The 22,747-nt window shown below is 53.1% G+C and carries 20 protein-coding genes and 1 pseudogene; 9 read left to right on the top strand and 12 right to left on the bottom strand.

What is annotated here, in order from left to right; translation table 11 throughout:
- Window positions 1-181: 181 nt before the first annotated feature.
- The 3 genes and pseudogenes from AC4PCC_RS05860 to AC4PCC_RS05850 form a co-directional block, all read right to left on the bottom strand.
- A complete protein-coding gene (locus AC4PCC_RS05860; protein WP_492126719.1) occupies window positions 182-664 on the bottom strand; it encodes a hypothetical protein in 483 nt (160 codons plus the stop codon).
- Between the two features lie 1,045 nt (window positions 665-1,709).
- Window positions 1,710-2,654, bottom strand: a complete 945-nt coding sequence (locus AC4PCC_RS05855) for an SGNH/GDSL hydrolase family protein (RefSeq protein WP_492126718.1) — start codon at window positions 2,652-2,654, stop codon at window positions 1,710-1,712.
- Window positions 2,655-3,151: 497 nt separating this feature from the next.
- A pseudogene (locus tag AC4PCC_RS05850) lies at window positions 3,152-3,268 on the bottom strand (IS6 family transposase); the annotation flags it as partial.
- Between the two features lie 31 nt (window positions 3,269-3,299).
- Here AC4PCC_RS05850 and AC4PCC_RS05845 point away from each other — a divergent pair.
- Entirely contained in the window at window positions 3,300-3,665 is a 366-nt protein-coding gene (locus AC4PCC_RS05845; RefSeq protein WP_492126717.1) for a hypothetical protein, read from the top strand.
- A 498-nt stretch (window positions 3,666-4,163) separates the two neighbouring features.
- Here the strand turns inward: AC4PCC_RS05845 and AC4PCC_RS05840 are convergent, their stop codons facing one another.
- From AC4PCC_RS05840 to AC4PCC_RS05825, 4 genes are all read right to left on the bottom strand, one after another.
- Window positions 4,164-4,451 (bottom strand): hypothetical protein, encoded by a 288-nt coding sequence (locus AC4PCC_RS05840; protein WP_492126716.1) that lies wholly within the window; start codon window positions 4,449-4,451, stop codon window positions 4,164-4,166.
- A 251-nt stretch (window positions 4,452-4,702) separates the two neighbouring features.
- A complete protein-coding gene (locus AC4PCC_RS05835; protein WP_492126715.1) occupies window positions 4,703-5,512 on the bottom strand; it encodes a hypothetical protein in 810 nt (269 codons plus the stop codon).
- A 52-nt stretch (window positions 5,513-5,564) separates the two neighbouring features.
- Window positions 5,565-6,017, bottom strand: coding sequence for a universal stress protein (locus AC4PCC_RS05830; protein WP_067705826.1), 453 nt, complete (start codon window positions 6,015-6,017; stop codon window positions 5,565-5,567).
- A 12-nt stretch (window positions 6,018-6,029) separates the two neighbouring features.
- Window positions 6,030-6,812, bottom strand: coding sequence for an IclR family transcriptional regulator (locus AC4PCC_RS05825; protein ID WP_492126714.1), 783 nt, complete (start codon window positions 6,810-6,812; stop codon window positions 6,030-6,032).
- 164 nt (window positions 6,813-6,976) lie between these two features.
- On the opposite strand from AC4PCC_RS05825, the gene AC4PCC_RS05820 reads away from it, so the two are divergent.
- The 3 genes from AC4PCC_RS05820 to ypdK all read left to right on the top strand — a co-directional run bounded on the left by AC4PCC_RS05820 (window position 6,977) and on the right by ypdK (window position 9,774).
- Window positions 6,977-8,581 carry an MFS transporter gene (locus AC4PCC_RS05820; RefSeq protein ID WP_492126713.1) on the top strand — a complete coding sequence of 535 codons (1,605 nt, stop codon included), beginning with the start codon at window positions 6,977-6,979 and terminating at the stop codon, window positions 8,579-8,581.
- Window positions 8,578-9,606: an HlyD family secretion protein gene (locus tag AC4PCC_RS05815; RefSeq protein WP_492126712.1), complete on the top strand. Its 1,029-nt coding sequence runs from the start codon at window positions 8,578-8,580 to the stop codon at window positions 9,604-9,606. The genes AC4PCC_RS05820 and AC4PCC_RS05815 overlap by 4 nt, the downstream gene beginning before the upstream one ends.
- Window positions 9,607-9,702: 96 nt before the next feature.
- Complete coding sequence (ypdK, locus tag AC4PCC_RS05810) at window positions 9,703-9,774, top strand: membrane protein YpdK (protein WP_156484989.1); 72 nt, start codon at window positions 9,703-9,705, stop codon at window positions 9,772-9,774.
- A 41-nt stretch (window positions 9,775-9,815) separates the two neighbouring features.
- Here ypdK and alaC read toward each other — a convergent pair whose 3' ends face one another.
- Both alaC and AC4PCC_RS05800 read right to left on the bottom strand, forming a co-directional pair.
- On the bottom strand, window positions 9,816-11,051 hold the full coding sequence (gene alaC / locus AC4PCC_RS05805) for an alanine transaminase (RefSeq protein ID WP_492126711.1): 1,236 nt from the start codon (window positions 11,049-11,051) through the stop codon (window positions 9,816-9,818).
- A 118-nt stretch (window positions 11,052-11,169) separates the two neighbouring features.
- A complete protein-coding gene (locus tag AC4PCC_RS05800) occupies window positions 11,170-11,697 on the bottom strand; it encodes a GNAT family N-acetyltransferase (protein ID WP_492126710.1) in 528 nt (175 codons plus the stop codon).
- Between the two features lie 154 nt (window positions 11,698-11,851).
- Here AC4PCC_RS05800 and AC4PCC_RS05795 point away from each other — a divergent pair, with 154 nt between their 5' ends.
- The gene (locus AC4PCC_RS05795) at window positions 11,852-13,537 is read left to right on the top strand and encodes a LytS/YhcK type 5TM receptor domain-containing protein (RefSeq protein WP_492127458.1); all 1,686 of its coding nucleotides are present in this window, start codon (window positions 11,852-11,854) and stop codon (window positions 13,535-13,537) included.
- A 25-nt stretch (window positions 13,538-13,562) separates the two neighbouring features.
- Window positions 13,563-14,294 (top strand): LytR/AlgR family response regulator transcription factor, encoded by a 732-nt coding sequence (locus tag AC4PCC_RS05790; protein WP_492126709.1) that lies wholly within the window; start codon window positions 13,563-13,565, stop codon window positions 14,292-14,294.
- 227 nt (window positions 14,295-14,521) lie between these two features.
- Here AC4PCC_RS05790 and glk read toward each other — a convergent pair whose 3' ends face one another.
- Window positions 14,522-15,487, bottom strand: coding sequence for a glucokinase (glk, locus tag AC4PCC_RS05785; RefSeq protein WP_067705838.1), 966 nt, complete (start codon window positions 15,485-15,487; stop codon window positions 14,522-14,524).
- Between the two features lie 159 nt (window positions 15,488-15,646).
- The gene (locus AC4PCC_RS05780) at window positions 15,647-17,299 is read right to left on the bottom strand and encodes an alpha-keto acid decarboxylase family protein (RefSeq protein WP_492126708.1); all 1,653 of its coding nucleotides are present in this window, start codon (window positions 17,297-17,299) and stop codon (window positions 15,647-15,649) included.
- A gap of 208 nt (window positions 17,300-17,507) precedes the next feature.
- Here AC4PCC_RS05780 and mgrA point away from each other — a divergent pair, with 208 nt between their 5' ends.
- Window positions 17,508-18,497, top strand: a complete 990-nt coding sequence (mgrA, locus tag AC4PCC_RS05775; protein WP_492126707.1) for an L-glyceraldehyde 3-phosphate reductase — start codon at window positions 17,508-17,510, stop codon at window positions 18,495-18,497.
- A 56-nt stretch (window positions 18,498-18,553) separates the two neighbouring features.
- On the opposite strand, the gene AC4PCC_RS05770 is transcribed toward mgrA, so the two are convergent.
- Entirely contained in the window at window positions 18,554-19,792 is a 1,239-nt protein-coding gene (locus AC4PCC_RS05770; RefSeq protein WP_492126706.1) for an Nramp family divalent metal transporter, read from the bottom strand.
- Between the two features lie 441 nt (window positions 19,793-20,233).
- On the opposite strand from AC4PCC_RS05770, the gene AC4PCC_RS05765 reads away from it, so the two are divergent.
- Both AC4PCC_RS05765 and AC4PCC_RS05760 read left to right on the top strand, forming a co-directional pair.
- Window positions 20,234-21,196 carry an Rpn family recombination-promoting nuclease/putative transposase gene (locus tag AC4PCC_RS05765; RefSeq protein WP_492126705.1) on the top strand — a complete coding sequence of 321 codons (963 nt, stop codon included), beginning with the start codon at window positions 20,234-20,236 and terminating at the stop codon, window positions 21,194-21,196.
- 323 nt (window positions 21,197-21,519) lie between these two features.
- A complete protein-coding gene (locus tag AC4PCC_RS05760; protein ID WP_492126704.1) occupies window positions 21,520-22,707 on the top strand; it encodes a NupC/NupG family nucleoside CNT transporter in 1,188 nt (395 codons plus the stop codon).
- Window positions 22,708-22,747 lie beyond the last annotated feature (40 nt).

Here is a 22,747-nt window from a genome sequence, read left to right as displayed (position 1 = left end):
GCCAGCTTAGGGGTCTGAAGTCCAATGGAACGGAAACGTACGTTAGTAAAGTGACTCTCTGATATATCGAAACATAACTGACATAGAAAAATGCCATCAAAAAGGTCTTTTTTTAATCGATAAATGATGTTTAACGGCCAGCGTTGTCTACTAACCGATTTTTCAGACAGATTTTGATCTCTTACCGTACGTTTTCGTACGGTTGGCCCTCAAATCCCGTAATAAGTTTATCACCTCCGAATTTTTGCAACAGCGCCTCAAAAACTGTACCTTGCTCAGTTGGGTGTCCAACTTTTGGGGTGCAGTTTACTACTGGGGGTTTATTACAGTGAGTCCTTAAGACCCCTATGACAGTAAATTTGTCACCATCATGTATTTGTAACATCTCCTCTTCGCTCGCACGTTCATAATCATCGTCATTATCAACATCCAGTTCATGGCCCTCGACGAACTTTGAAACTAAAATATTGACAGCTTTATCCTTAAACACAGTTGTCGCAAAGCGTGAGTAATCTGGATCATTGTTGGCAATATTTAAATATTTACTTACCCGTTCGGGATTGACATTTCTATGTTCTTCCGCCCCCCCCCCAGTCAAAAAACTTATCATGGCAATCAGCAGGAACTTTAACGACAAAATCATCGAAACGATAGCAAGCGCCATAAGACCCAGCACCAAATTTATGTTTTGGTTCGAATTGTATGCTATCCAGCTTATCAATGAAGCAATCTATTACAGGGCGCACTGTATTTTTCAGCATTATCGCTAACGAGGGTATTACCAGGTGAGGAATGAAGCATTGATGCCAGAAAAAAACATTTTTAATTATTAATGATTTTTATATTTTCGCTTATTTGACTCACATTTATTGACTGATTACTGTTATGTAACTAAGTGGTTTTAAGTCTATAACCTGCAAGCACGTGAGATGTGAAAAAATTACTTATCATTATTTTTACCTTAGTTCTCAGTGATCCTAAGAAAGTAGTTACAAACTGATTACATAACTTCGAGCAATGAATCTAACTTATCATCCATTGTATCCCTAATCCAAAGTATAAAACGGCGCACTGGTATTTCGCCCGCGTCCACAGGATTTCAATCAGCTTCATTTCCGGACTATAATCTGGGGGGTTAAGCAGAAACATATTATGCTTATGCCCGTATAACCAGATTTTCCGCATCTATCCCGTGGTGGGTACATGCATTATCCAGCAATAAAGATTTCAAACAGTCATCGCTTTGATGACTGTGCTTGAAAAAAGTCACACCATCCCGAGTGTTACTGCCTAAAACAGACTGTTGCCCGTATAATTAAGCGCCAAGAAAAAGAAATATTTATAATGACTCTGAGACTCCATTTTAGATGAACTGCCCCGGGGATTCTACCCGTGCATCACCGGCGGTGACATCGGCAAGACCCGCTTCATCTAAAAACTCCAATTAAATAGTGATTATGTTTAATTTTATTCCATCAAAATGTGAAGCCTCTTATCAAAATTTGGGATAATAATATTGGAAAAAATTGTCTTTGCATGACGCAAGACCAGTAACTGTCATTAAACTTGCAATTATAAATACTGAAAGACACTTTTCTTTAAGGATAGGATTTTCACTGCAACTAACGGCTAAGTCCTTGTCGTATTAACAGCAACTGGCGAAAAATGTGGTACATGGTTAGGAAGATGAATTATCGCTTTGAACATTTCTACCCCCTGAACTCATTGGTAATAAATTCATGGATTTTCATTGCAAAAATGGCATGCAATTCTTGTGTTGGATGAACGCCATCATTAAATAAATATTTTGGTGAAATATCTAATGGACCTTTTCCGCCAATGTACCCCTGATGAAAAGGTTCGCTGGTATTGTAACCTATGTCATTTGCAATATTAATGGTTGATGTCAACACTTCATTGAGATCGAAAAATTTAACGTTAGCTCCATTTTTAACATTAATATCAGAAACTTTACTGGACAATAACTCATTATGTTGCGACGATAGCTTTTTTAATTCTTCCCTTTTTTCCTGAGTTTCAGCCTCAGCAAATGGCGTTTGTGAAAAATCTGGTATACCCATCACAAGAATGTTCTTAGCTCCTTTTTCTATCATATTATTGATATTTTTAATCTGATCATTAACGACCTTATTGACATCTTTCTTATTGTAGGAAATATAATCATTCGAACCAATGCAGGCGATGGCCAAATCGTCTTTACCGAATTTAAGCCCACTTATTTGTTTTTTCATACTTGAGATAAACATAAATAATGGATTCAATTTACAGTAATTACCAGCAACGGCCCCTCCTTCAGCTTTTGTCACCACAGCTACGTTCATATATCTCGGTGAGGCCAGAAAATCAACCCATGTATAACCATTGGTGAATCTTCCATCATAATACTGGGGTGATGAAGGCATCAGGCCTGATGTTTTAGAATACATTTTTCCTGTCGAATCAGATAAACTATCTCCCAGGATAATAAATTTTTTAAATGGTACCCCCCCCATTTTGCACGTTGAATTTTCTAATGAGATAATTTTTTTTATCAAAGAGAATTTGGAAGATACATGACTATCAACAATATCATATTTGCTGAATCCTCTGGTGTCTTGATGAAAAATTGGGTTTCTTTTAAAATGTGCAGTCATATTTTGTTATCAACATATTAATTAATGGATCACTAGATGAGTAGCCTGTTTAAAGAAATTTTTATTCAAAACATTAACGTCGTATGTAAAATACAGTATTCCGTCATAGTTTATACCGTTCTTTCACGGTACTTCAATACCCAACAGAAGCAGTTTCTCCAACTCTGAGTCCTCCTCACAACTCAGCAGATTTATTCAAAATCCATCGTTCTGCTGGTATCAAATTCCTTTCCCCCGACTGGATATATGAATTTCATAACGAGGCATTTTCCAAAAAAATCTAACCCTTCGCATATGCAATAATATTCATCAATCAAAGTCAATACTATCAATAAATGATCTTTTATTCTGTAAGAATGCCACAAAGTGGCATGAAGGTGCGAGCTAAGACTGAATAGGGGGCTGACACTCAGTGGAAGACACTGTTGCGTGATAAACTTATTACGGCACTGTTGCAAAGTTCGTGATGAGGTAGCCTTTTGTCTTATTCAAAGGCCTTAAACGTCAAAAACTCTGCTTACCAGACGCATCTCGCCCAGAGGATGACGGATATAGAAGTTTTCCGCCTGTCCTTTACGCAGCGCACGCATTACCTCAATTCCTTTAATGGTGCTTTCGTCGAAGCCACCATAGACAAAAAAGACCATGGCTCGTACCGTCTACGCCTTCCTGCTCAACTGGCATCGCCATGTCATCAGTGATGATTATCAGACTGTCTGGGGCGCTAAAATCTGGGTGAGCGGCATGATTCAAGTCGGCCGCTTCCAGGTCTATGATGATAGCCAGAAGCACTTTATCGATATTCTGACACGGGCCGGTATGGGTGTCGGCGGCTTAAAGCCTTGGGATGCGTTGCTACTTAATGAGCAGCAAATATCTAACTGGAACCCTAACGCGCTGAGCATTGACACTGCTGACCAAATTCTTGCCATAATCTCGACCTTCGATCGTTACCGCTCATTGGGTATCACGACTTATGACGTCAACCAGCCTCAATTTAGAATGGCCTGATTTAAAATGACCCGCTTTGGCGGGGTTTTGTTTGTCTATTTTTCGGATCAATGGGTTTTGTTGAATAAACAGGGTTTCATTTAGGATAATTCTGCCGTCAATGGTTTTTTTCATCATTGTTTGATGCCCATTAATTGTACAGCCATGCAAAATAAACTGAATTATCTGGACATATCTTTATAAAAAAAACGACAAACGCGGCATTATTTCTCCACTATTTGCCACTAACCTTGGTGGCGTAAGGTAAATGAACTCCTAACATTCAGATAAAGATGCCTGAACGGAAGGATGTACCATGCAGGGCAGTAGATGCGGTCTACAATAAGTATCAGGGCATGGGTGAAAACACCTTGCCCGGCATGGGGTTCGTAAAGATTTGATATCGCTAATTACGGGAAAAAGCTCACTTCCCTGGCGGGCAAAGCCTGCGCACAGCAATATAACAATAAAGAAATAACGCTATTCAGGGCGGGGGATTTCCCCGCCCTTTTTTATACTTTATCCCTTAATACTGTAATTACACTGATACCATGCTTTCATTAACCCCGGAAGACGGCTCGCCTGAGGTTTAATCGGTTCGACGGTGTCAAAACCCCGATCGGCACAATAGCGTTGCACATCTTCTTGCATCGCCGTTTTATTTACCGTTGTCGGATTAAAGCGATACTGAACGGTATTTACAGCCGGGTCTTCATCCACTCTTTCAAATGCCCCAGGTTTACCTGACGTACAGCCTGCTAATAGCAGTGCAGCCAGGGCAACAAGGCAGGGAATACTCTTTTTCATCTCATGATTCTCCTCTGGTGCGGCATGATATCAGCCTCTGCTCCCCACGCTATCGGAAAAAGCTATATTTGCGCTTTCTTTAGCCGACATTTGCATTAACTTACCTATTGATTCGATTCAGCGAACCGTCTGGCGTCATTGGCGAGGGAGTGCGATTATGCAGTCAGACACAGCAACGAGTCTGCACCACACCAGGATTTACTATAAAATTACAATGTTTTATGCCCGCGGCGAGCGGGCTTTTTTTTTGCTTAATTTGCATTTCCGCTGAGTATGATACGCAAAACGGCCGCAGAACGCTTAACCGGAAGTGCCAGCACGGATTGATACAGATCGAGGGTCATATCACAGAGTTTAGTCCGGTTAATGTCTGGCTCGGCAGGTGTATTGAGCGTTTGCAGGTCGCTGCCCCATTTCCGATAGAGCGTTCGGACAGTCGTGTGTAAATCCCGATTTGCACCCGACGCATCCTGCTGCGTTACCGCTCCGCTGGCGTGATGCAGAAAGCTGTCCATTGCATCTTTCTCACGACTTAACAGCGATTCCGGCAACAGTTCATCGGTATTGATCCCGCCGCTGACCTGAGGAAAAAGGAATTTGAAACACAGATTGGGATCTTTCTGCCGCAGCACCTTCATCTCTTCGACTGAAATACGCATATAGGCAACCACATCGCTGTCGCTGGCGTAAGCGAGTCGCTGATTAAGCAGGTCAGCAAGATCGGGCCGCAGCCGCTGCCGGGCTTCCGCTTCACCGGCTCCCTCTTTCAGCGCCGTCAGATATTCCTGCTCAATTTTTTTATACAGGTCAGGCTGCTGGGCTTTTACCGTGCGCCAGACCGGCTGCAGGGCCAGATGCCTGACTGCCTCAGCGATTTTCTCTGCATGCTGCTCCTGCGGCAGCCGCCATCCAAAATAATAGAAATTTCCGGCAAAGAGCAGGGAAAGTGCCAGTATGGCGGCGGTTGTCTTACTGAAGGCGCCGCGTTTTTGCAGCAGTATGAGCACGAAAATAACGGCAAGGCCGGAGATAAAGGAAATAAGGGTAGGCTGTGAAATCAAAATGGCATCCTGTTATGCAGGGCCAGCTTGCGCCAGCCCTGATAATGAAGCGCTAGTCGGCGCGTACGTCCACCAGCACCGGACAGCTGGCATGTTCGATCACGGCCGCACTCACCGACCCTTTAAGCAGCCGGTTAAATGAGGAGAGATGGCGGCGCCCCATAATAATCATCGCCGCGTGCAGCTCGTTCGCCACCGCTACAATCGTTTCCGCCGATTCACCGGCTACCACGCGTCCGGTTGCCGTAACGCCAGCGGCCTGTAAGCCCGCCAGCGCCTGACGCACGGCGGCCTCGGCGGTGTTCTGCTCGTCCAGGGCCGCGCCAAAGTCACCCGGGTCTTCTCCGGCCTCAATAATCCAGGCGCCAGTCGTGCTGGCGTAGCTGGCATCAACGCAGCATAAGACCACCACCTGTGCCTGAAGTGCGCAGGCCTGCTCACTGGCCAGCTGTACGACCTTACGGGCAATAGCCGAGTTATCCACGGCCACTAAAAGCGTTTTCATATCCCTCTCCTGTCAGTTACGAAGGGCCACCTTGCCTATCTCATCCACCAGCGCCTCTTTGCATTTAAGGATCTCGGTACGATAGAGCGCCTCATGCTTTTGAAAACGGGTGGATGGAACCAGTAAGCTAATGGAAAAGCGCCCCAAAATAGTATCGATCGCTACCGCCATAGTAGAAATCCCTTCCAGCGTCTCACCGCGGTCATAGGATAATCCGGTACGGCGGATCTCATGCAGCCGCGCAAGCAGCTCTGGAAATGCCTTTACGGTAAGGTCTGTCATCGCCTTATAGGCATCGCCCACCAGCGCCCGGGCCTGCTCATCACTGTCCAGCGCCAGCAGCGCTTTGCCGCCTGAAGTGCTGTACAACGGCAGGTTAAGACCGATGCGTGGTACCACCCGCAGCTCGCGGTCGGCCACCACGCAGTGAACAATCGCCAGCTGAACGCCACTTGCCCGCGCCAGCGACACGGTTTCGCCAGTAGCATCACTCAGCGCCTGTAGCCACGGCTGAGCAATGGCCACCACGTCAGTATGCAGCGTAGCAATGAGTCGCAGCAGCGCCGGGCCCAGTCGCACTCCGCCAACGCCGTGGCTGCGCACCAACTGTACCGAGTCCAGCGCACTCACGATCCGCTGTACCGTCGAGCGCGGCAGGGAAACCGCCTGAGCGATTTCACCCAGGCTCATGCCGTTCGGACAGTCACCCAGAGCATTCAATATTTTAGCCGCCCGTGCGATGACCTGAATCCCACCCGCACGATCTTCATCCCGCGGGATTGAAAGTTCAGACATAAGCGTTCCTTCTTTTTGGATGGCGATACTTTAGCACTAATTTATCCTCACCGGCACGCTGTACCGCATTGCAATACAGGTTATCGCAGAGTAATATCGTCAGCCACTGTATCGCTATGCAATACAGTGCACCAATAACCCTATTTTTCCTGCGGAACCCTGTTATGAATGCTGTACCGGCCCCGGCCCCTCATCCTTTTACCCTGCGTCTGGCGCTGGGAATGGTGGGCGTGCTGATAGCGGCGATGACCTCGGGGCTTAATGACCGCGTCACCGACCTGGCACTGGCCGACGTGCGTGCGGCGATTGGCTTTAGTTACGACAGTGCAACCTGGATAACTTCAGCATGGCAGGCAGCGGAAGTCTCAGCGATGATGGTTGCACCCTGGTTTGCCGTCACTTTCTCACTGCGCCGGTTTGCGCTGGTGATGACCTTTGGCTTCGCCGCCACCGGCCTGCTGCAACCCTTTGCGCCCACGCCCGGCCTGTTTGTCGCCCTGCGGGTCGTTCAGGGCCTGTTCGGCGGCGCGCTGCCGCCGCTGCTGATGACCGTGGCGCTGCGTTTTTTACCGCCGCCGTTCAAACTCTATGGCCTTGCCGCCTATGCGCTGACTGCGACCTTCGGTCCCAATATCGCTGCCTCGCTGGCCGCTTTCTGGACCGACTCTGTCGGCTGGCAGTTTGTTTTCTGGCAGGTAATACCGCCCAGCCTGGTGGCTGGCCTGCTGATTGGCTGGGGGATCCCTCAGGATCCGCTGCGACTGGCCCGTTTTCAGCAGATCGATCTGTTCGGCATGCTGACCGGCTGTAGCGGAATGGCGCTGTTGATCCTGGCACTCGGCCAGGGTGAACGACTGGACTGGCTGAACTCACCGCTAATCGCCGCCATGCTGCTGGCTGCGGCCGCCCTGCTGGTGGTGTTCTTTATCAATGAGTGGTTTCACCCCGTGCCGCTGTTCAAATTGCAGATGCTGGCGCGCAGAAATCTGAGCCACGGACTGCTGGTACTGGCGGGCGTACTGCTGGTCGCGCTTTCCGGTTCCGCTCTGCCATCGGCCTGGTTTGCTCAGGTAGGGGGGTTCCGCCCTGCACAGTTTGCTCCGCTGGCGCTGATTATCGGTCTGCCTCAGCTGCTGATCGCACCGCTGCTCGCCGCCCTGCTCAATCTGCGCTGGATTGACTGCCGCTGGATGCTGACCCTCGGCGCGATCCTGCTCAGTCTCTCCTGCCTGATGGGTATGCAGCTGACGGATGAGTGGAGCAGACAGAATTTCTGGCTGATCCAGACGCTTCAGGCTTTTGGGCAACCGATGCTTATTTTGCCAGTGCTGATGAGCGCCACCAGCGTGGTTCAGCCGCCGGAAGGGCCTTACGCCTCGGCGATGTTCAATACCGTGCGGGGTTTCTCCAGCGTCGCGGCAGGTAGCCTGGTCGAAAACTTCCTTACCCACCGCGAGAAGTTTCATTCTCATATCCTGGTCGATCAGCTGGGGAATCGGCCCTGGCTGATTACGGCGGATAATGCTGCCAGTGCGGGCCCGCTCTCGCCACTCCTGCCGGACGGATCAGTCAGCTCGGTGGAAAATGTAGGCCACTTTGCCACGCTGGTTAAACATCAGGCGGTGATCCTCAGCATCAGCGATGGCTACCTGCTGATTATCGGTGCCGCACTGCTGCTGGTCCTGCTGACGGCGTGGCTACCAAAACGCGTGTATCCGCCACAAACGCTTCTTCAACATCCTATCCAGGTGCCAGGAAAATTATCATGAGTTTAGTCACTGCAAAACGCCCTCTGCTTTTAGCGCTGCTGCTGATCCTGCTGCTGGCCTGCGCCTTTGTTATCTGGTCAGCGATGCGCCACCATCATGCCCGGACCGATGATGCGACGGTGGTGGCCGATTACACGCTGGTCGCACCCAAAGTGTCGGGTTATATCCGTACGGTGAACGTCAGCGATAATCAGCAAGTGAAGGCGGGCGACACGCTGGCCACGATTGACGACAGCGATTACCGCGTGGCGCTGGAAACGGCACAGGCAAACCTGGAAATCAGTCAGGCAAAGTTAAGCAGCGTACAGGCTCAGCTGGAACAGCAGCAGGCGGCGATCGCGCAAAGCGATGCGGCAGTCAGCGCCAGCGAAGCCACCCTTAACTATGCGCAGCAGAATGCCGGGCGCTACCGTCGCCTTCTGAACACCGGCACCGGCACTGCGGATGAGCAGCAAAAAACCCAGGCGGCCATGCAGGAAGCCGCCTCCCAGCTGCGTCAGAGCCAGGCAGCCGCGCTCTCGGCTCGTAAACAGACCGGTGTCCTGCGCGCCAGCCTCCGCCAGGCGAATGCCGATATCGCGGCTTCGACGGCGGCAGTCGACCAGGCCCGCCTCAACCTTTCTTACACCCTTATTCGTTCGCCGGTTGATGGCACCGTCGGCCAGCGTACGGTGCGGCAGGGCGCGTGGGTGACGGCAGGCACGCGCCTGCTGGCGGTCGTGCCCCTCAGCCAGTCTTACGTGCTGGCTAACTTCCTGGAAACGCAGCTGGGCGACGTCAGATCCGGTCAGCCCGTGACCCTCAGCGTCGATGCCCTGCCCGGCGTCACCCTGCATGGGCGCGTTGACAGTATTGCACCGGCTACCGGCTCAACCTTTGCGGCTATCACCGCTGATAACGCCACCGGTAATTACACTAAAGTCACCCAGCGCCTGCCGGTAAAAATCGTGCTGGAGCCGGGTCAGGTTGACCGGACGCGTCTGCGAGTGGGAATGTCAGTCATTGCGGAAATTGAACCGCGTTAACGGTGGGGGTATTCTCAGCGTATCCGACTTTATTCAGGCGAGAATAACGGGTAAATTGACCCGCTGTTCTGCCATCACCGCTCAGAGGACGCGTTTGTGAAATATGCACTGATGGGAATTTCGTTCATTCTGCTGATTTGGGTTGGCACTTTTTTACTGATGCTGTAACCCCTGGCCAGGGGCCAGGCCTGACGGCCCGGCCCCTGTCGTTAAACGTCCTCTTCGCTGGCTTTAGTGGTAACAGGAAGAAGGCCGTCCGCACGAAACATCGCCTTGATCCCTCTTACCGCCTGACGAATGCGATCGCTATTTTCAATCAGCGCAAAGCGCACGTGGGTGTCACCGTAATCACCAAATCCGATGCCTGGGGAAACGCACACTTTCGCTTCCTGTAGCATATGTTTGGCGAAGTCCAGCGATCCCATTGCGCGGTAGTGGTCGGGGATCTTCGCCCAGACGTACATGGAGGCTTTAGGGATTTCAACCATCCACCCCGCCTCATGCAGACCTTTAATCAGCACGTCACGGCGGCGTTTATACTGTTCAGCAATATCGCGCACGCACTGCTGATCGCCCTCCAGCGCGGCGATGGCCGCCACCTGTAGCGGCGTAAAGGTGCCGTAGTCGTGATAGCTTTTGATGCGCGCCAGCGCAGCAACCAGCTCCTTATTCCCCACCATAAAGCCAATACGCCAGCCGGCCATATTGTAACTTTTCGACAGGGTAAAGAACTCTACCGCCACCTCGCGTGCGCCGGGCACTTCCATAATGGAGGGCGCTTTCCAGCCGTCATATACGATATCCGCATAAGCGAGGTCGTGGATCACCAGCACGTTGTACTGCTTCGCCAGCGCGATAACCCGTTCGAAAAAATCCAGCTCCACGCACTGGGCGGTGGGATTTGACGGGAAGCCGAGGATCATCATTTTCGGCTTCGGATAGCTTTCCCGGATCGCCCGCTCCAGCTCGTTAAAAAAATCTACACCCTCAACCAGCGGTACCGAACGGACCTGGGCACCGGCAATCACGGCGCCATAGATATGAATCGGATAGCTGGGATTTGGCACCAGCACCGTATCACCGTGATCCAGCGTTGCCAGCATCAAATGGGCCAGCCCTTCTTTCGAGCCAATGGTGACAATCGCCTCTGTTTCAGGATCGATATCAACCTGATAGCGGTCGGCATACCAGCGAGAAATGGCGCGACGCAGGCGGGGAATGCCGCGCGAGGTGGAGTAGCCGTGCGTATCATCGCGCTGGGCGACGGTACAGAGTTTTTCAACGATATGCGGCGGCGTAGGGCCATCGGGATTCCCCATGCTGAAATCAATAATATCTTCACCGCGACGGCGCGCGGCCATCTTCAGTTCGGCGGTAATATTGAAAACATAGGGCGGAAGACGTTCGATACGGGAAAAACGACGAGCAGAGCTGATGTCAGCCATTGAAACCTCTGATTTACGTTAGCGCCCGGACCGTCCGAGCGACGCCGACCAGAAACTGGTCTGTCAGTAAACATATCGCAGGCAGTCCGGGCCTGTCGAGAGGAGGCATAACATTTTTTTAACGATCGCGCGCCAGGCAACCAAAGGTCCAGTCATTCACCCACTGACCGCGCAGCAGGTAATTCTCACGCAGCGTACCCTCAAGCTGGAAACCGTTTTTCTCCAGCACCCGTCGCGAAGGCCAGTTCCCCTCCACCACCTGCGCCCTGAGCTTATGGAACTCACAGGTCTCAAACAGGTAGTCCACCAGCGCTGACAGCGCTTCGGTGCCATAGCCCTGGTTAAAATGCCCGCTGAGCAGCGAGTAGCCCACTTCAGCCTGACGCCAGGGGATCCATTCGGCATTCGCGCCAATCAGGCCGATGGCTTCACCCGTTTCCGCCAGGCGGATCGTCAGGCAGAGCATATGGTAGCTGGTCACCTGCCAGGGCGCGAGGCGCAGGGTAAAACGCTGGCGAATATCGTCCTCCTGCGGGATGTCGCTGATAAATGCCATGCTGGTTTTATCCCGGTGTACCTGTTGAAACAGCTGCCAGTCGTCTGGCGCCAGGCGGGTCAGTCGAAGCCTGTCAGTGGTAAGTTGCATAAATATCCTCTGGCGGTCTGCAAGATGAAAATTGATCAAGATACCTGTTCGGGGTGATCCACGACCTCATGCCTGGCACAACCTCCCCACTTTACATATTATAGGCGATGACTTTTTCACGTCTGCCGAGGCGCCCGTGCACACGACCTTTGATATGCTGCTTGCCGTATTAGAACGCGCTGCCCTGATGCTGATTTGCCTGTTTTTTATGACCCGCATTCATCAGTTTCGTCAGCTGCTGCAAAAAGATGAGCACTCATGGCAGGAGTTGGTTGCGGTCACGGCGATTTTCAGCCTGTTTGCCCTGTTTGGTACCTGGAGCGGCATTAACGTTGAGGGCTCACTGGTCAACGTGCGCACCATCGCGATTATGTCCGGCGGCATTTTATTTGGGCCCTGGGTCGGCATCATTACCGGGGTGATTGCCGGTCTGCACCGTTTTCTGACGGACATTCACGGCGTCAGCGCGGTTCCCTGTCTGATCACCAGCATCATCGCCGGATTTGTTTCCGGTGCGATTAACCTTAAGGTTATCAAGGAAAAGCGCTGGAGCGTAGGTATTCTTGGCGGCATGCTGTGTGAATCACTGACCATGCTGCTGATCGTGCTCTGGGCGAGGCCATTTTCTCTTGGCCTGGAGATTATTAGCGAAATTGCCCTGCCGATGATCCTCGGTGCCGCCAGTATTGGCCTGATTGTGCTGCTTATTCAGAGCGTTGAGGGGGAAAAAGAGGCCATTGCTGCCCAACAGGCCAAGCTGGCTCTGGATATCGCCAATAAAACGCTGCCGCTGTTTCGCCAGGTGAACAGCCAGTCGATGCGCAGCGTTTGCGATATTATCCGCAGCGATATCAACGCGGATGCAGTAGCCATCACCAATAAGAACCAGATCCTCGCCTATGTCGGCGTCGGGGAAGAGAACTACGACAACGGTGATGATGACATCAGCCCGACCACGGCCAAAGCCATCGCCTACGGTCAAATCATTATCAAAAATAACGATGAAGCGCACCGCACGCCGGAAATTCATTCGATGATCGTCATTCCCCTGTGGGAAAAAGGCGAGGTCACCGGCACGCTGAAAATCTATTATCGCCATGCCCACCGCATTACCTGGTCGCTACGGGCGATGGCGATTGGCCTGTCGCAAATTATCTCTACTCAGCTGGAAGTCTCCCGCGCCGAGCAGCTGCGGGAGATGGCCAACAAGGCGGAGCTGCGGGCGCTCCAGAGCAAGATAAATCCCCACTTTCTGTTCAACGCCCTTAACGCCATCTCCTCCTCCATTCGCATCAATCCCGATACTGCCCGCCAGCTGATCAGTAATCTCGCCCGTTATCTACGCTATAACCTTGAGCTGAACGATGATGAGATGATTGATATCAGGAAAGAGCTGTATCAGATAAAAGATTATATCGCCATTGAACAGGCGCGCTTTGGCGACAAGCTCACCGTGATTTACGATATTGATGAAGAGGTTAACGGCGTGCTGCCCAGCCTGCTGATCCAGCCGCTGGTGGAAAACGCCATCGTACACGGCATCCACCCCTGTCGGGGTAAAGGGGTGGTCACGCTCAGCGTGAGGGACCAGGGCGACCGGCTGCGTATTTCAGTGCGCGATACCGGTCATGGCATCAGCGAGGAGGTGGTCGCCAGAGTCGAAAAAAACGAAATGCCCGGCAACAAGATTGGTCTGCTTAACGTCCATCACCGGGTCAAACTGCTGTACGGTGAAGGGCTGCATATACACCGGCTGATGCCGGGCACGGAAATTGCCTTTTACATCAGTAAAAACGGGGCGATCCTGCCGGAAAAACAGCGTATGTCACTGACGGCCTGAGGTCGTATCAAGCGGAAATAAGCCTGTGAAAGCGATTATAGTCGAAGATGAATTTCTGGCGCAGCAGGAGCTGAGCTGGATGATTGAGCAGCATAGCCAGCTGACCATCGAGGCAACCTTCGATGACGGACTGGATGTCCTGAAGTATCTGCAAACCCACCAGACGGATGTCATTTTTCTGGATATTAATATCCCCTCGCTGGACGGCGTACTGCTGGCGCAGAATATCAGTAAATTCGCCGTCAGGCCGCTCATTGTCTTTATCACCGCCTGTAAAGAGCATGCGGTGGAAGCCTTTGAGCTGGAGGCATTTGACTACATCCTTAAGCCCTACCATGAGATGCGTATTGTCACTATGCTGCATAAGGTGGAGAACACGCTGCAGCAGGCGAAACTGCACACCGCGCCCGGGGCCATACGTCCCCAGCCCCGCACGGTAAATCTGCTGAAGGATGAGCGCATTATCGTGACCGATATTAACGATATCTACTATGTCGAAGCGCACGAGAAGTTAACGTTTGTTTATACCCGGCGTGAAGAGTATGTGATGTCGATGAATATCTCAGAGTTTTGCAACCGCCTGCCCGAAGATGCCTTCTTTCGCTGCCATCGCTCCTGGTGCATAAACCTGAGCAAAATTCGCGAAATCGAACCCTGGTTTAATAACACCTATATGCTCAAACTGCGCGATCGGGACTTCCAGGTGCCGGTCAGCCGCAGCAAGGTGAAAGCGTTCCGTCAGTTAATGGGGCTGTAAACGGGAAGCGAGGATGCCAGCTAATGCAGGAGTTTAAGAGAAGCATGGATGCCAACAGCGCAGTTGACTAAAGATAAGCGCGGATGCCAGCCGGGCAGTGGGCTAAAGATATTCGTGGATGTCTGAGACCGCTGTTAAGGATAAGTGACAGCTCCAGCGGCCCATGCCGCTGTCGCCTGTCAGGGGGAATGCCCCCAGGGCCGCTGTGGCCCTTGAGGGTGGCGCATTTACAGAATGCTGCCCAACACCTGACGCAGGTGAGCCCCGGCACCCAGCAGGCCCGGCTGGTCGTGAGTGATAAGGTAAACGGGGATATTCTGCACGTAATCCTTAAAGCGCCCTTTATCCTCAAACGCCGCGCGGAAGCCGGACGCTTTGAAAAAGGAGAGGAAGCGCGGCACAATGCCACCGGCAATATAGACGCCGCCAAAGGTACCCAGATTTAGCGCCAGGTTACCGCCAAAGCGGCCCATGATCACACAGAACATCGCCAGCGCGCGACGGCAGTCGGTGCAGCTATCGTCCAGCGCACGGGATGAAACGTCCTTCGGCTTCAGGTTATCCGGCTCCCGCCCGTCGGATTTGACAATCGCCCGATAGAGGTTAACCAGGCCCGCGCCCGACAGCACGCGCTCGGCAGAGACGTGGCCCAGCTCGGCGCGCAGTACTTCAAGGATCAGGTCTTCCTCTTCGCTATTGGCAGCGAAATCGACGTGGCCGCCCTCGCCCGGCAGGCTGACCCAGCGCTGGTCAACGTGCACCAGATGCGCCACGCCCAACCCGGTTCCCGCACCGTAGACGGCAATCGGCTTGTCCTTCACCGGTTCGGTCCCGCCGAACTGCATAACGTCCTCTTCCGAGAGCATCGGAATGGCCATCGACACGGCGGTGAAGTCATTGATAATTTCCAGATGCTCAAAGCCAAGATTAGCCTTCATTTTGCTGCTGGAAAATGCCCAGTCGTGGTTGGTCATCTCAACCCAGTCTTCCGTGATCGGGCAGGCGATAGCGATACAGCCATCGGTTATGTCCTGCTGCTGCTCGTCAAGATAAGCGCGGATCACCGCTTCCAGGCTTGCAAAATCTGCTGTGGAGAACGTTTTGGCTTGTGACAGGGCACCGTTCTCAACTTCACACAGTGCCAGGCGGGCGTTAGTGCCGCCGACATCACCTACCAAAGCATACTTAGTCATTATTGTTTTGCTCCGCTTACGTCATTTAAACACACTATAAATTTCCCCCGCTGAAACAACAACGCCCTCCACACAATGGAGAGCGTAAAAAGCGCTGCCGCCGCCTACCTTACCTGCCTGCACGCCACTTGCCCACGGGCATCAATCCTAATTACGTCTTTAACCGCCGTTACGCTGGCTCATGGATGCGCTGACCGACTGTAACAAAGGGGGGATATCCATCTGCGGCAGTACCACTTCAACCAGCGACAATCGGGAAGTTTGCGCGATAACCCGCATAACCTCAACCAGCTGCGCCGTTTCCGTTATCCGCCAGCTCTGGGCTTCGTTGCGCACGCTAAGACCGCCGGGAAGCTGGGTCCAGTTCCACTCAGCAATATCATTGTAGCGCTGATGCTCGCCATGGATAGCCCGCTCCACGGTATATCCACTGTTATTCAGCACAAAGATCACCGGTTTCAGCCCATCACGCAGCATCGAGCCCAGCTCCTGTATCGTTAACTGTGCGGCACCGTCACCGATAAGCAGCACGACCCTGCGTTCAGGGGCGGCAATCTGCGCACCATAGGCAGCGGGAAGCGTGTAACCAATCGATCCCCACAGCGGCTGGCAGATAAAGGTCACTTCCTCAGGGAGCCGCAGCACCGCTGCACCAAAGGCGGCGGTCCCCTGATCGGCCAGCACGATATCACCGGGCCGTAGAAAATCCTGCATGGCCTGCCAGAGCGTACTCTGGGTCAGCCTGTCGGAGGGCGCGTTGCTCAAGGCGGGCGGCGTGGGCAGCGTCAGATTCCAGCCGCTGGTATAACGCCGCGCGAGCTGATGGACGATCTCCAGCGCCTGCGCCATGGGTAAGGGCGAGAACGCCTCCTCACCTATCTGACTTTCGTGAAGGTCTATCGCAATGGTTTTGGCGCTGTCGATTTGCTGGGTAAACCCGGCGGTAATGGAGTCAGTGTAGCGCACGCCCAGGGTAATAATCACTCCAGCCCGTTCGATAATCGACTGCGTCTTGCCCGCACTCGCTGCCCCGGCGTAGGTTCCGGCAAAGCCATCCAGAGACTCCGGCAGTACGCTCTTACCCATCAGCAGGGTGGCAAAGGGCATCGGTATTTCGGTCAGAAACTGGTGCAGCGCGGGCCTCAGCCCTGCCCGGTCGGCGAGAAAATCAGCCAGCAGCGCGACGCTCTTTGCCGCAGCGAACCGCTGCTCAACGGCGCGGGAAAACGCCGCAGCTACCTGCGGAGCAGCAAGCTGCGGCCTGGAAAGCGCTGCGGCAGGCGCAGCGATGCTGGCCTCCGCCACGTCGGTAGCCAGATAAATGTAAACCGGTCGACGCGCGTGCAGGGCAATCTGCAACAGGCAGTCGATCTCCGCTGCGGCATTTTCTGGCGTTAGCACCGCCTGCGCGGCCGTCACCTCCTGAGAGATGCGCAGAAAGTGATCGTAGTCGCCGTCTCCCAGCGTATGGTGTAGCAGCAGCCCGCTGCGGCTGTTCTCCCGGGCGGGGGCACCGACGATATGCACCACCGGCAGATATTCAGCATAGCTACCCGCTACCCCGTTGAGGGCGCTAAGTTCGCCGACGCCAAAGGTGGTCAACAAGGCACCTGCTCCCCGGCAGCGTGCATAGCCATCCGCCGCGTAGGCCGCATTCAACTCATTGGCGCAGCCTACCCAGGCGATATCCGGGCTGTTGATAACCTGGTCAAGAAAGCGAAGATTGTAATCCCCCGGCACGCCGAAAAGATGATCGATCCCTGACTGGTGTAAGCGAGAAAGCAGATACTTCCCAACGGTGCAGCTTTTCATGGTTTTCCCCGGTAAACAGCAAACGTAGTAGAGAGTATTGCCGATTATTTTCACTGCGTTAAAGATGCACGCCAGCGCTAAACGGCAACAAAGCGTTACGCCTCGGAATTTTCCTCAAGTTGCGATCGGCCCCGCTATTCCATTTAGTGTAACCGTATACACTGCTATGCTTTAGGTAAAATCGGCCCGACACTTACAGGAAATTTCAATGGTTTATCAGGCAGATGCACAGCGTTACGGCGGAATGGTCTATCACCGCTGCGGACGAAGCGGACTTAAGCTCCCGGCCATCTCACTGGGGCTGTGGCACAATTTTGGCGATGCCACCCGGCTGGACAACAGCCGTCAACTGTTACGACATGCCTTTGATAACGGTATCACCCATTTTGACCTGGCCAATAATTACGGTCCCCCTCCCGGCTCGGCTGAGGAGAATTTTGGCCGCCTGCTGCGGGAAGACTTTGCCCCCTATCGGGACGAGCTGATTATCTCCTCCAAGGCGGGCTATACCATGTGGGATGGCCCCTATGGCGACTGGGGATCGCGGAAATATCTGGTCGCCAGCCTTAACCAGAGCCTTAAGCGTATGGGTATTGATTACGTCGATATTTTTTATCATCACCGGCCTGACCCGGAAACCCCGCTGGAAGAGACGATGATGGCGCTGGACCACATAGTGCGCCAGGGCAAAGCCCTGTATATCGCGCTCTCTAATTATCCGGCCGACCGCGCAGCAGAAGCCATCGGCCTGCTGAAGCAGCTGGGAACGCCCTGCCTTATCCACCAGCCGAAATACTCCATGCTCGAGCGCGCGCCAGAGCAGGGTCTGCTGGATGTGCTACAACAAGAGGGGGTCGGCTGCATTGGCTTCTCTCCGCTGGCGGGAGGCATACTTACCGATCGCTACCTGAACGGCATCCCGGAAGACTCGCGAATCGCCAGCGGGAGCCAGTTCCTCAGCGCCGATCGGCTGACGCCGGAAAATATGACCCGAGTGCGTGAGCTTAATGAGCTGGCGGCGCAGCGCGGTCAGAAACTGTCGCAAATGGCGCTGGCATGGGTGCTGCGCGGCAACCGCGTCACCTCCGTACTGATTGGGGCCAGCAAAACCAGCCAGATCGACGATGCCATTGGCATGCTCGCGAATCCTGATTTCACTGAGCAGGAGCTGGCGCGCATCGACGCCATACTCGGCTAAAAGCATGAGGGGCTGAACACCGCGTCAGCCCCGCTATTAACACGCCGGCTTTAACGTTAAAGATTAAGCGCCATCGCGACCAGCAGGTAGAAGTTCAGCGCGACCACTATGGCTACGATCACCTTACCTACCGTCTGCATCAGGCGGGAGTTCACCATATCCCCCATCAGTTCGCGATTGCCGGTGAAAGCCAGCAGCGGCACCAGCGCCAGGGCGATACCAAAACTCAGCAGAACCTGACTCATCACCAGGATCCGGGTAGGCTCCCAACCGGCCATAATCACAATGAAAGAGGGCAGCATAGTAATGACCCGGCGTACCAGCAGCGGAATATGGATATGGGTAAAACCCTGCATCACCACCTGCCCGGCCAGGGTGCCCACCACGGTCGATGAGAGGCCAGCTGCCAGCAGGCTCAGACCAAAGACCAGCGCAGCCGCGCGTCCCAGCAGCGGATCGAGCGTAAGCCAGGCCTGCTCAAGGTCAGCAATCCCGGTATGACCGCTGAAATGAAAGGTCGCCGCCGCCGTTGCCATCATCGCCAGATTCACAAATCCAGCAATGGTCATGGCGATAGCCACGTCCAGCTTGGTCGAGCGATAACGCTCCGCCCGCGTGCCGCCATCCGGACTTTGAGTCAGCGAGGAGTGCAGGTAGATGACGTGCGGCATAATGGTGGCACCCAGCACGCCCGCTGCCAGCAGCACCGCATCCGCGCCAGGCAAAGCAGGAACGGCCATCCCGCGCACCAAATCGGCGATTTTAGGTTGGGAAAAAAACAGCTCTATGACATAGGCTGCCGCCACAAACAGCAGCAGGCCGCCGATCACCAGCTCAAGGGGCTTTTGCCCACGCCGTTGCAGCATCAGGATCAGAAAGGTCACCACCCCGGTCAGGACGGCGCCCTGTAAAAGACTGACGCCAAATATCAGCTTGAAGCCGATCGCCGCCCCGATAAATTCTGCCAGGTCGGTCGCCATCGCAATGATTTCAGCCTGCACCCAGTAAAACCAGACGGCAGGACGGGGAAAGCGGTCACGGATGTGTTCGGCCAGATTCTTACCGGTGGCGATACCCAGCTTGGCAGACATCAGCTGGATAACCATCGCCATAATATTCGCCCACACCACCACCCACAGCAGCTTATAACCATAGGAGGCACCCGCCTGAATATTGGTGGCGAAGTTGCCGGGATCGATATAGCCGATAGCAGCAATAAAGGCCGGACCCATAAGTGCGAACTTAATTTTACGTGAACCACGGGCGATCTGCTCCACGGTGCGGCCTTCCAACATAGTTATTTCCCCTGCTCATCACCTTAGAATCGCATTGTCTTTTAGATGATAATGATTATCAAGTGTACGAAGATGGGTTGTTGTTATCGCTGTGATAGCCAGCGGTAAGAAACATAGCAAAGGCTATACCTCAGGGCAAATTACGTCACTGCTAACAAATGAGCAACTCTTTTAACTCTAGGTGAGAGAGTAAGACCTCACAAGCCGTCGGGTGTCTTTTAATTAAGGGTAGCCTTCGACAGAGCAGTGACTCGCCTTCCCTCTGTCACCAACGCACCGGTTTATGGATGCACTAATGCCTGGCACAGGAGACAGCATGGAGACACTTTTGTGCTAAACCGCCATGGCTTTACCGCTATTCTGTCGAATTCCATAAACTACAGTATGGCAGGCCACTGTTCCGGTATAATCCTGGCTACAAAAGATGGAATGGAGAAGCGCATGGCTAACAGGAAAGCTAAAAGTAGTGCGAAGGGTACCCCGACCCCACATGACCTGGTGTTTAAACAGTTTCTTACGCATTCCGATACCGCACGGGATTTCATGCAGCTGCATCTGCCCACAGAACTGCAGGCTGTCTGTGACTTCAGTACCCTCAAGCTGGAGTCAGGCAGCTTTGTGGAGGAAAGCTTACGCCCTTACTTTAGCGACGTGCTCTACAGCCTGAGAACCAAAGCCGGTGATGAGAGTTATATCCACGTACTCATCGAGCACCAATCCACACCGGACAGACATATGGCGTTCCGGCTTCTTCGTTACTCAATTGCGGCTATGCAACGCCATCTGGACGCCGGGCATAAAAAGCTGCCGCTGGTGATCCCGGTACTGTTCTACACGGGCAGGCGCAGCCCCTACCCTTATTCAACACGTTGGCTGGACGAGTTTAACGATCCTGAGCTGGCCGAAAAGCTCTATAGCGCTGACTTTCCAGTGGTCGATGTGACAGTCATCCCTGATGATGAGATCATGGGCCACCGCAGTATGGCCGCATTGACGCTGCTGCAGAAACATATTCACCGGCGCGATCTGGCTGACCTGCTGGACAATCTGGTCAGCCTGCTGCTGGCAGAACACATGACAGGACAGCAGCTGATTTCACTGATAAACTATCTCGTACAGGCAGGCGAAACTTCAGACGCAGAGGCCTTTGTACGCGAACTGGCACAGCGGGTGCCGCAACATGAGGACGAACTGATGACCATCGCGCAGCAGCTTGAACAGAAGGGTATCGAGAAGGGTATCGAGAAGGGTATCGAGAAGGGTATCCAACTGGGCAGACAGGAAGGTCGCAATGAAGCCAAACTCGAAGTTGCCCGTACCATGCTGCAGAACGGCCTTGACCGCGACACCGTCATGAAAATGACTGGTCTGACCGCAGGCGATCTGGCGCAGATCCGCCACTGATCGTTGTCCCTGTCCCATCAGCGTACACTGACAGGACAGGGACATTACCTTCAGCCTGCTCCCTGCCCCTGAGGAATGTACGGAAAGAGCAAATCCGCCCCTCGTTCTCCTGACCCACCAACCCTGCTCGAAAAAAACCCTTCGCCTACATTTCCCTGCAGTTATGCTTCAGACCCTCAACAGCGTCAGGATGTGATCGCGAAGAGAGTTCTCAACAGAGAGGCGATAGGTAATTGTTATATTGTGGATTAGCTCTCGTTTTTCCATGTCCCGTTACATAGAATGTGCAGCGAAATATAACAGCCTTCAAATTTGGAGCATACATGTCCCGCATTCTGCATTTTGCTTTAGCACTGGGTGTCGTCACGCTACTGGCCCTGCTGGTGAGTAGCGATCGCAAGAACATTCGTATACGTTTTGTTATCCAGCTTCTGGTTATTGAGGTGCTGCTGGCGTGGTTCTTCCTCAACTCAGAAGTCGGCCTCGGGTTCGTGCAGGGCTTTGCCGGGTTTTTCGACAAGCTGCTCTCCTATGCTGCACAGGGAACCAGCTTTGTTTTCGGCAACATGAGCGATAAAGGGCTGGCCTTCTTCTGGCTTAACGTGCTCTGCCCGATCGTCTTTATCTCCGCGCTGATCGGCATTTTGCAGCATTTCCGCATTCTACCGGTTGTTATCCGCGCGATTGGCACCGTACTGTCGAAAGTAAACGGCATGGGTAAGCTGGAGTCTTTCAACGCGGTAAGCTCGCTGATTTTGGGACAGTCAGAAAACTTTATCGCCTACAAAGATATCCTTGGAAAAATGTCGCAGCGCCGCATGTACACCATGGCGGCTACCGCGATGTCGACCGTATCAATGTCTATCGTCGGTGCCTATATGACGATGCTCCAGCCGAAGTACGTGGTGGCGGCGCTGATCCTGAATATGTTCAGCACCTTTATCGTACTCTCGCTGATTAATCCCTATCGCGTCGAGAGTGAAGAAGACCTTAAGCTGAACGATCTGCATAAAGGGCAAAGCTTCTTTGAAATGCTGGGCGAATATATCCTGGCCGGTTTCAAGGTGGCCGTGATAGTAGCGGCGATGCTGATTGGCTTTATTGCGCTGATCTCCGCCATTAACGCACTGTTTGACACCATATTTGGAATCAGCTTCCAGGGCGTGCTGGGCTATGTGTTCTATCCGTTTGCCTGGGTGATGGGCGTGCCTGCGGGAGAAGCCCTGCAGGTTGGCAGCATTATGGCCACCAAGCTGGTTTCGAACGAATTCGTGGCCATGATGGACCTGCAAAAAGTGGCCGGTACCCTTTCGCCGCGCGGCGTGGGCATCCTTTCCGTGTTCCTTGTATCGTTCGCCAACTTCTCGTCTATCGGCATCGTGGCCGGTGCGATTAAGGGCCTGAACGAGCAACAGGGTAATGTGGTTTCCCGCTTTGGTCTGAAGCTGCTGTACGGCTCAACGCTGGTGAGCATACTGTCCGCCTCCATTGCCGGGCTGGTGCTGGGCTAAACTGTCCCCTGCCCAGTCGGTTATCAAGGCGACCCTGTCG

Source organism: Erwinia sp. L03-1 (assembly GCF_058686115.1).
Note: the sequence above shows the minus strand (reverse complement) of the source record. Positions and strands in the feature narration are given on the sequence as shown.

Excerpts from the sequence above, each read along its gene's own strand:
- AC4PCC_RS05760 (WP_492126704.1), top strand. The coding sequence starts at position 21,520 with ATGTCCCGCATTCTGCATTTTGCTTTAGCACTGGGTGTCGTCACGCTA.
- alaC (WP_492126711.1), bottom strand. The coding sequence starts at position 11,051 with ATGGCTGACATCAGCTCTGCTCGTCGTTTTTCCCGTATCGAACGTCTT.
- AC4PCC_RS05825 (WP_492126714.1), bottom strand. The coding sequence starts at position 6,812 with ATGTCTGAACTTTCAATCCCGCGGGATGAAGATCGTGCGGGTGGGATT.
- mgrA (WP_492126707.1), top strand. The coding sequence starts at position 17,508 with ATGGTTTATCAGGCAGATGCACAGCGTTACGGCGGAATGGTCTATCAC.
- AC4PCC_RS05795 (WP_492127458.1), top strand. The coding sequence starts at position 11,852 with ATGCTGCTTGCCGTATTAGAACGCGCTGCCCTGATGCTGATTTGCCTG.
- AC4PCC_RS05845 (WP_492126717.1), top strand. The coding sequence starts at position 3,300 with ATGGCTCGTACCGTCTACGCCTTCCTGCTCAACTGGCATCGCCATGTC.
- AC4PCC_RS05780 (WP_492126708.1), bottom strand. The coding sequence starts at position 17,299 with ATGAAAAGCTGCACCGTTGGGAAGTATCTGCTTTCTCGCTTACACCAG.
- AC4PCC_RS05800 (WP_492126710.1), bottom strand. The coding sequence starts at position 11,697 with ATGCAACTTACCACTGACAGGCTTCGACTGACCCGCCTGGCGCCAGAC.
- AC4PCC_RS05830 (WP_067705826.1), bottom strand. The coding sequence starts at position 6,017 with ATGAAAACGCTTTTAGTGGCCGTGGATAACTCGGCTATTGCCCGTAAG.
- AC4PCC_RS05770 (WP_492126706.1), bottom strand. The coding sequence starts at position 19,792 with ATGTTGGAAGGCCGCACCGTGGAGCAGATCGCCCGTGGTTCACGTAAA.
- AC4PCC_RS05840 (WP_492126716.1), bottom strand. The coding sequence starts at position 4,451 with ATGAAAAAGAGTATTCCCTGCCTTGTTGCCCTGGCTGCACTGCTATTA.
- AC4PCC_RS05765 (WP_492126705.1), top strand. The coding sequence starts at position 20,234 with ATGGCTAACAGGAAAGCTAAAAGTAGTGCGAAGGGTACCCCGACCCCA.
- AC4PCC_RS05855 (WP_492126718.1), bottom strand. The coding sequence starts at position 2,654 with ATGACTGCACATTTTAAAAGAAACCCAATTTTTCATCAAGACACCAGA.
- AC4PCC_RS05815 (WP_492126712.1), top strand. The coding sequence starts at position 8,578 with ATGAGTTTAGTCACTGCAAAACGCCCTCTGCTTTTAGCGCTGCTGCTG.
- AC4PCC_RS05860 (WP_492126719.1), bottom strand. The coding sequence starts at position 664 with ATGGCGCTTGCTATCGTTTCGATGATTTTGTCGTTAAAGTTCCTGCTG.
- glk (WP_067705838.1), bottom strand. The coding sequence starts at position 15,487 with ATGACTAAGTATGCTTTGGTAGGTGATGTCGGCGGCACTAACGCCCGC.
- AC4PCC_RS05820 (WP_492126713.1), top strand. The coding sequence starts at position 6,977 with ATGAATGCTGTACCGGCCCCGGCCCCTCATCCTTTTACCCTGCGTCTG.